The organism is Noviherbaspirillum denitrificans (assembly GCF_002211445.1).
Classification (GTDB): Bacteria; Pseudomonadota; Gammaproteobacteria; order Burkholderiales; family Burkholderiaceae_D; genus Noviherbaspirillum; species Noviherbaspirillum denitrificans.
In genome coordinates this window covers 986617-994999 of sequence record NZ_LSTO01000001.1, presented here as the reverse complement: position 1 = coordinate 994999, position 8383 = coordinate 986617, and the positions used below count along the sequence as shown (strand labels likewise).

The 8383-nt window shown below is 64.8% G+C and carries 5 protein-coding genes and 1 pseudogene; 4 read left to right on the top strand and 2 right to left on the bottom strand.

The features are described 5' to 3' along the window. Both AYR66_RS04995 and AYR66_RS04990 read right to left on the bottom strand, forming a co-directional pair. Positions 1-1314, bottom strand: a 1314-nt coding sequence (locus AYR66_RS04995; protein ID WP_141104167.1) for a sensor domain-containing diguanylate cyclase, incomplete at its 3' end; no start/stop codon positions are given. A gap of 216 nt (positions 1315-1530) precedes the next feature. After that, positions 1531-2538, bottom strand: a complete 1008-nt coding sequence (locus AYR66_RS04990) for a LysR family transcriptional regulator (RefSeq protein WP_088706605.1) — start codon at positions 2536-2538, stop codon at positions 1531-1533. Between the two features lie 108 nt (positions 2539-2646). Between AYR66_RS04990 and AYR66_RS04985 the strand changes: the two genes are divergently transcribed. From AYR66_RS04985 to AYR66_RS28740, 4 genes and pseudogenes are all read left to right on the top strand, one after another. Further along, positions 2647-3477, top strand: a complete 831-nt coding sequence (locus AYR66_RS04985; protein ID WP_088706604.1) for an alpha/beta hydrolase — start codon at positions 2647-2649, stop codon at positions 3475-3477. Between the two features lie 70 nt (positions 3478-3547). Beyond that, entirely contained in the window at positions 3548-4756 is a 1209-nt protein-coding gene (locus tag AYR66_RS04980; protein WP_234814764.1) for an efflux RND transporter periplasmic adaptor subunit, read from the top strand. 105 nt (positions 4757-4861) lie between these two features. Continuing rightward, on the top strand, positions 4862-8047 hold the full coding sequence (locus AYR66_RS04975; RefSeq protein WP_088706602.1) for an efflux RND transporter permease subunit: 3186 nt from the start codon (positions 4862-4864) through the stop codon (positions 8045-8047). After that, positions 8047-8383: pseudogene (locus AYR66_RS28740) on the top strand (efflux transporter outer membrane subunit); the annotation flags it as partial. The gene AYR66_RS04975 and the pseudogene AYR66_RS28740, both read left to right, overlap by 1 nt.

Genomic DNA, 8383 nt, shown 5'->3' with positions numbered 1-8383 from the left:
GAACATCTCCTGCCCGCCGATGGCGAAGGGCTGCGCCATCGTCGCGATCAGGCGTTCCGCGAGGTCGGCTGCCGCGCCGGACGAGGGCGGGTCTTCCAGCAGCACGGTGAATTCATCGCCGCCGAGGCGCGCAGCCGTATCGTATGGCTTGAGCTGCGCCCGCATGCGGCCCGCCGCCGCCACCAGCAGCTGGTCGCCGGCAAGGTGGCCGAGTGTGTCGTTGACGGTCTTGAAGCGGTCGAGGTCGATGAACAGCAGCGCCAGCTGCTTGCCCGTGGCACGCGCGCGTTCGATCTCGAGCGCAAACTTGTTCATCAGGCCGCTGCGGTTCCACATCCCGGTCAGGCTGTCGTGGCTGGCGAGGAATTGCAGGCGCGTCTCGTCTTCCTTGCGGCGGGTGTTGTCGGTGAACACGCCGACGTAGTTGGTGATGTTCCGGTCCGCATCGCGTACGGTCGAAATCGACAACCACGCGGGATACCAGTCGCCGTTCTTGCGCCGGTCGCGCATCTCGCCCTGCCAGTGGCCGCTGTTGGCGAGGTTGGAAAGCATCTCCTGGTTGAGCTCCGCGCCGGTGCCGGTCATCATGCGCGACAGCTTGCCGACCGCTTCGTCCGCGCCATAACCGGTGATGCGGGTGAAGGCGGGATTGACCGCTTCGATGCGGCATTCCGCGTCGGTGATGACAATGCCTTCGCTGGCAGAGTCGAACACGCGGTTGGCCAGGCGCGACTGGTGCTCGAAGGCGACTTGCTGGCTGACATCGAGCGCCACACCCATCACCGCCGGGCGGCCTTCGTAGATACAACGGCTGCCGTGCACATCGGCCCAGATCACGCGTCCATCGCGGCGCATCGCACGATAGGTATAGCGGATGCTCGTCACCTCGCCGGCAAGGCGGCGGCGGTGGTTTTCCTCGAGGACGGCGAGGTCGTCCGGATAGGTAAGCTTGGTCAGCGGCGTACCGATCAGCTGCTCGGGGCTGTCGTAGCCGAGAAGCTCGGCGGTCTTGCTGTTGGCATAGGCGATTACGCCGTCCTGCACGACGTAGAGGCCGACGAGGGATTGTTCGACGAAGTTGCGGAACTTGCGCTCGGACTCGCGCACCGCGCTGTCGTTGACGAGGGCCGGCGTGTTGATGACCGCGCGGGTAGCGACCGCGACCGCGGCGGCCAGCACCAGGAGCAGCCAGCCGGGAAGGTAGGGTGCCGCAAGCACCGCCGCACCCGCGCACAGGCCGAGCCCGAGCGCCACACGGCGCCGGGGCAGCCGCTGCATGCGCTGGTTGATATTCAGGTGGGCCGGGAATTCCATGCCGCTTCAGGCCCTGCGGACAGGACGAAAGCGGCGTCCCGGATGCCGGGATACCGTAGGGGAATGCTTCATCTCCTCATCCTCGTATATTTGTTGTATGCCGCATGGTACCGACGCAGTTGTCCGAGAGCAACCGCTCGGCACCGATGCGCGACCGGTTAGAGCTTTTCCACCAAAAATCAACAACAAACGGTAACAAAGAGGCAAGGAACGCCCTTACCGAACAACCGAGGGTACGGGGTCGCTCGCCTTCTGCACTGCCTGCTCGGCGACCGAAGCGGCCAGCCCTTCCTGCGTGAGCGGGCAACGGCCGGCGCGGATGTGCATCGCCGGATGGTCGGCAAACAGCTCGGCAATCCACTCGACGAACACGCGCACCTTGGCCGACAGGTGGCGGTTCTGTGGATACACGACATGCACCGGGACGGGGTCGATGGTCCAGTCCTCCAGGATCAGTTCCAGTTCGCCGGCCTGCAGGTGGGGGCAGATCACGAAAGCGGCCATCTGCGCGATGCCCATGCCGGACAGCGTGGCGGTCATGTAGGCATTGGCGTCATTGACGGCGATGCGGCCGGGCACGCGCATCTGCAGGCGTTCGCCGTCGCGCGCGAAGTCCCATTCGAAGATCTTGCCGGACTTGGCCGAAAAGTAGTTCACGCATTCATGCTGCTGCAGGTCGTTCGGATGCTGCGGACGGCCATGCAGCGCGATGTAGGAGGGCGCCGCGCAGGTCACGAAATGCAGCATCCCGATGCGCCGCGCAATCAGGGAGGAATCGGCCAGTACACCGCCGCGCACCGCGAGGTCGACGCCCTCCTCGATCAGGTCCACCGGCCGGTCGCTGCAACCGACTTCGAGCTGGATATCGGGGTAGCGCGCGAGGAATTGCGGCAGCGCTGGCATGAGCATATGGCGCCCGAGCGCTGTCGGCACATCAATGCGCAGCCGCCCGCCGGGGCTGGCCTGGGTCCTGGACAGCGAATCCTCGGCATCGCGCACCTCGCCGAGGATGCGCACGCAGCGCTCGTAATAGGCGGCGCCGTCGGCGGTCAGGCTGACCTGGCGCGTGGTGCGGTTGAGCAGCTTCACCGACAGCGCGGTCTCCAGGTTGCGCACCAGGGTCGATACCGTCGCCTTCGGCAGCTGGAGGCTGTCCGCCGCGCGCGTAAAGCCGCCGGCATCGACCACCTTTACGAAGACTTCCATTGCCTGCAGCTTGTCCATCGACTTCCTCCTTGAAGGCGCGCTTCATCAGTATTGTTCAAATTCCTGAACAGTCAATTCGAATTATTGCTGTTTATTCATATTTTGTAAGCACTTATAGTGCGTTCCATGGCTACGAATGACACTACCAATCCAGCGGCAACCGGCGTCAAGGTGAAGAACCTGGCGGCGCAGGGCGCGCACGGCAAGCTTGAAGCACGCCTGTACACGCCGCCGGACGCGCCGGCTTCCGGGCTGATTGTGTTCTTTCCGTACGGCGGCTTCGTGACCGTGGAACTGGAGGAAGCCGAAGGTTTTGCGATGGCCCTTGCGGCGCGCACCAGATACCGGGTGCTTGCCACGTCTTATACGGTGGCGACGCAAAGCCCGTTCCCCGCCGCGGTGGAAGACGCGCACGCCGTGCTGAAGTGGGCGGTACGCAACCGCACGCGGCTCGGCTGGGATGGCAAGCGCTTGCTCACCGCCGGCATCGAGGCCGGGGGCAACCTGGCCGCCGTGGCATCGCTGGTAGCGCGCGACCGCGGCGGCCCGGCATTGAGCGCACAGCTGCTGATCATGCCGATGCTCGATCCCGGCCTGACGACCTGCTCGATGCGCTCGGTCGCCGGACAGGGCGGCGCGGCACGCGCAGCGGACGCCTGCGCGGCCGGCTACCGCGATTACCTGCCGCGCGCACTGGACCGCACGCATCCATACGCTTGTCCGATGCAGTCGAGCCGCATGAAGGGTTTGCCGCCGGCGCTGATCCTGTCGGCGGATGACGATCCGCTACGCGACGAGGCCGAGCAATACGGCATGAAACTGACTGCGGCCGGCATCCCGGCCACGGTGCGGCGCCTGCCGCCGATCGAACTGGAAGCGCCCGATGCGCGATGCAGCTGTGCACGGAAGGAAAACGTGCTGCAGGAAATCGCGGCATTCATTGACGGCCTGCAATAAAAAATCGCTTGACCCTCCCACGACTGGAAGGTCGAAGCTCACGAAAAACAACTGCATGAGGAAGAACACCATGAGGCAATTACCCATCCTATCCGCCGTCGCCGCCAGCGCAATCGCCGCACTCGTGCTGTCCGCCTGCGGCAAGCCGAACGCGCAGGAACTCGGCCAGCAGCAGGCCGGCGGCCCGCCCATCTCGGCTGCCGAGGTGATCCAGAAATCGGTGATGGAAACCCAGGAGTTCTCCGGCCGCCTGGAAGCCGTCGAACATGTCGAGGTCCGTCCGCGCGTGTCGGGCTTCATCGCCTCGGTCAATTTCAAACCGGGTGCGGAAGTGAAGAAGGGCGACGTGCTGTTCGTCATCGATCCGCGTCCTTATGAAGCCGAAGCCAGCCGCGCCGAAGCCGCCGCGCTCGCCGCGCGCGCCAAGGCCGACCTGGCGAAGGTGGAACTGGCGCGCGCCGAAAAGCTGGTTGCCGAAAAGGCCATCGCCCAGCGCGAAGCCGACGAAAAGGCATCCAGCGTGAAGGAACTCGACGCCACCGCCCGCGCCGCACAGGCCGCCTATGAAGCGGCGAAGCTGAACCTCGGCTTCACCAAGGTGCACTCGCCGATCAACGGCCGCGTCAGCAAGGCGGAAGTCACCACCGGCAACCTGGTCGACGGCAACGTGGTGCTGACCTCGGTGGTCTCGGCCGATCCGATCTATGCCAGCTTCGACGGCGACGAGCAATCCTGGCTGCGGGTCGGCGCGATGGCGCGCAAGGGCACACCGGTCACGGTGCGCATCGGCCTCGCGAACGAAGAAGGCTTCCCGCATGAAGGCAAACTGGAATTTGTCGACAACCGCGTCGACCCGGCGACCGGCAGCGTGCGCATGCGCGCCGTGCTGAAGAACGCCGGCAACCAACTCGCTCCGGGCCTGTTTGCGCGCGTCCAACTGGCAAGCGGCAACGGCACCGGCGGCGAGACCACCGCGGCCCTCATCAACGAGCGCGCGATCGGCACCGACCAGAACCGCAAGTTCGTCTACGTCGTGAACGGCGAAGGCAAGGCGGAATACCGTCCGGTCAAGCTGGGCCCCGTCGTCGATGGATTGCGGGTGGTGCGTGAAGGCTTGCAGCCGGGCGAGAAGATCGTCGTCAATGGTCTGCAGCGTGTACGGCCGGGTGCGCCGGTGACGGCGCAGATGGTGCCGATGGATGCGGATCCCAGCAAACAACCGGCGAAGGCCGAGTCAAAAGCCGACTTGAAGGCCGATCAAAGCCAGGCGAAATCCTGAATCCCGGAAGGTAGCTCCCCCCTGACCTGACATACGGAATCCCTCTCCCACAAGGAGAGGGAGCGGGATCGCTCTCGCTTCTGAAACGTACCCAGAGAGAACACCATGAACTTCTCCCGATTCTTCATCGATCGCCCGATCTTCGCGGCCGTGCTGTCGATCCTCATTTTCGTGGCCGGCGTGCTGGCCCTCTTCAAGCTGCCGATCTCGGAATATCCCGATGTCGTGCCGCCCTCGGTCGTCGTGCGCGCTGTCTACCCCGGCGCCAATCCGAAGGTGATCGCCGAAACCGTCGCCGCCCCGCTCGAAGAGCAGATCAACGGCGTCGAGAACATGCTCTACATGTCCTCGCAGGCGACGTCGGACGGCGCGTTGGCGCTGACCGTGACCTTCAAGATCGGCACCAACGTCGAGCAGGCCGAAACCCAGGTGCAGAACCGCGTGCAGCGTGCATTGCCGCGCCTGCCGGAGGAAGTGCGCCAGATCGGCGTCACCACCGTCAAGAGTTCACCCAACCTGACCATGGTGGTGCACCTGTCCTCGCCCAACGGCCGTTATGACGACGTCTACCTGCGCAACTACGCGGTGCTCAACATCAAGGACCAGCTGTCCCGCATCCCGGGCATGGGTGAGGTGCTGCTGTTCGGCGCCGGCGATTACGCGATGCGCGTCTGGCTCGATCCGCAGAAGGTGGCCCAGCGCAACATGACCGCCTCCGACGTGGTGCAGGCGATCCGCGAGCAGAACGTGCAGGTTGCCGCCGGCGTGATCGGCGCCGCGCCGTCCAAGGGCGCGGAGTTCCAGTTGACCGTCAACACCCAGGGCCGCCTGAAGTCGGAAGAAGAGTTCGGCAACATCATCGTGCGCACCGGCGCCGACGGCTCGGTCACGCTGTTGAAGGACGTGGCGCGCATCGAGCTCGGTTCCACCGACTACGCGCTGCGTTCGCTGCTGAACAACAAGTCGGCCGCGGCCATCGCCGTGTTCGAGGCGCCGAACGCGAACGCGCTGCAACTCTCGTCCGATGTGCGCGCCAAGATGGAAGAACTGAAGCAGGACTTCCCCGAGGGCGTCGACTACAGCGTGGTGTACGACCCGACGCAATTCGTGCGCGAATCCATCCGCGCGGTGATCAAGACCCTGCTCGAAGCGATCGCGCTGGTGGTGCTGGTGGTGATCGTGTTCCTGCAAACCTGGCGCGCGTCCATCATTCCGCTGGTCGCGGTGCCGGTGTCCATCGTCGGCACCTTCGCGGTGCTGCTCGGTTTCGGCTTCTCGATCAATACGCTGTCGCTGTTCGGCCTGGTGCTGGCGATCGGCATCGTGGTGGACGACGCGATCGTGGTGGTGGAAAACGTTGAGCGCAACATCAGCTATGGCATGAAGCCGCGCGACGCGACCGTGCAGGCGATGAAGGAAGTCAGCGGCCCCATCATCGCGATTGCCCTCGTGCTGTGCGCGGTGTTCGTGCCGATCGCCTTCGTGTCCGGCCTGTCCGGCCAGTTCTACCGGCAGTTCGCGCTGACCATCGCCATCTCGACCGTGATTTCCGCGTTCAACTCGCTCACGCTGTCGCCGGCGCTGGCCGCCGCGCTGCTCAAGCCGCACGACGCGCCGAAGGATGCGCTCACGCGCGGCATGGACAAGGTGTTCGGTTCCTTCTTCAGCTGGTTCAACCGCGCCTTCGGACGCGCCTCCAACCAGTATGAAGGCGGCGTGAAACAGGTGCTGACCCGCAAGAGCGCGGCGCTGGTCGTGTACGCGCTGCTATCAGTGGCGGCGGTGTTCGTGTTCAAGGCGGTGCCCAGCGGCTTCGTGCCGGGCCAGGACAAGCAATACCTGGTCGGCTTCGCGCAGCTGCCGGATGCCGCTTCGCTCGACCGCACCGACGCCGTGATCCGCCGCATGTCGGACATCGCGAAGTCGGTGCCGGGCGTGAAGGATTCCGTCGCCTTCCCCGGCCTGTCGATCAACGGCTTCACCAACGCGCCGAACGCGGGCATCGTGTTCTTCACGCTGGAGCCCTTCGACCAGCGCAAATCGCCAGAACTATCGGGTGCTGCCATCGCACAGCAGATCAACCAGAAGCTGGGCGGCATCGAGGATGCGTTCATCATGGTCTTCCCGCCGCCGCCGGTGAACGGTCTCGGCACCATCGGCGGCTTCAAGCTGATGGTGGAAGACCGCGCCAACCTCGGCTATGACAAGCTGTATGAGGCGGTGCAGGCGCTGCAAATGAAGGCATGGCAGACACCGGAGCTGGCGGGCGTGTTCTCCAGCTACCAGATCAACGTGCCGCAACTGTTCGCCGACATCGACCGCACCAAGGCCAAGCAGCTTGGCGTGCCGCTGGCGACCATCTACCAGACGCTGCAGATCAACCTCGGATCGCTGTATGTGAACGACTTCAACCAGTTCGGCCGCACCTACCAGGTGAAGGTGCAGGCGGATGCGCCGTACCGATCGCACGCGGACGACATCGCGCAGCTGAAGGTGCGCAACAGCAAGGGCGAGATGATCCCGCTGTCGTCGCTGATGAAGGTGAAGGACAGCTACGGCCCGGACCGCGTGCAGCGCTACAACGCCTACGTGTCCGCCGACATCAACGGCGCGGCCGCACCCGGCTTCTCGAGCGGGCAGGCGCAGGCAGCAATGGAACGCATCGCCAGGGAAGTGCTGCCCAAGGGCGTCACCTACGAGTGGACCGAGCTGACCTACCAGGAGATTTTGGCGGGCAACACCATGGTCGTGATCTTCCCGCTGTGCGTGCTGCTGGTGTTCCTGGTGCTGGCTGCGCAGTATGAAAGCTGGACCCTGCCGCTGGCGGTGATCCTGATCGTGCCGATGTCCATCCTGTGCGCCTTGCTCGGTGTGAAGCTGACCGGCGGCGACAACAACATCTTCACGCAGATTGCGCTGTTCGTGCTGGTGGGCCTCGCATCCAAGAACGCGATCCTGATCGTCGAGTTCGCCCGCGAGCTGGAACACCACGGCCGCACGGTAGTGCAGGCCGCGCTGGAAGCCTGCCGCCTGCGTCTGCGACCGATCCTGATGACCTCGATCGCTTTCATCATGGGCGTGGTGCCGCTGGTGCTGTCCACCGGCGCGGGCGCCGAGATGCGCCATGCGATGGGTGTCGCGGTGTTCTCCGGCATGCTGGGCGTGACGCTGTTCGGCCTGTTCCTGACGCCGGTGTTCTATGTACTGCTGCGCACCTTCGCGCAGCGCTTTGAAAAACATGTCCCGGCTGTCGTTCAACATAACAATGTGCGTCCGGAAGGAGTAGTGTGATGATCCGCCAATTGCAAACCTCCCTGCTGCCGATGGTGGCGGCGCTGGTGCTCGCGGGATGCGCGGCGCCGGTACTCAAGGATCCGCAGGTCGAAGTCCCATCCGGCTTCAAGGAAGCCGCGGTTGACGCCGGCAAGTGGAAACCGGCGGAACCAGCCGAAGCACAGGCGCGCGGCGAATGGTGGAAGGTCTTCAACGACGCCACGCTGAACCGCCTGGTCGATGAAGCCACCGCCGCCAACGCCAACCTCGCCGCCGCCGCGGCGCGCGTGAAGCAGGCGCGCGCCATCGCCGGCATCGCCGAGGCGGACCGGGTGCCGAACGTGAACATCGATT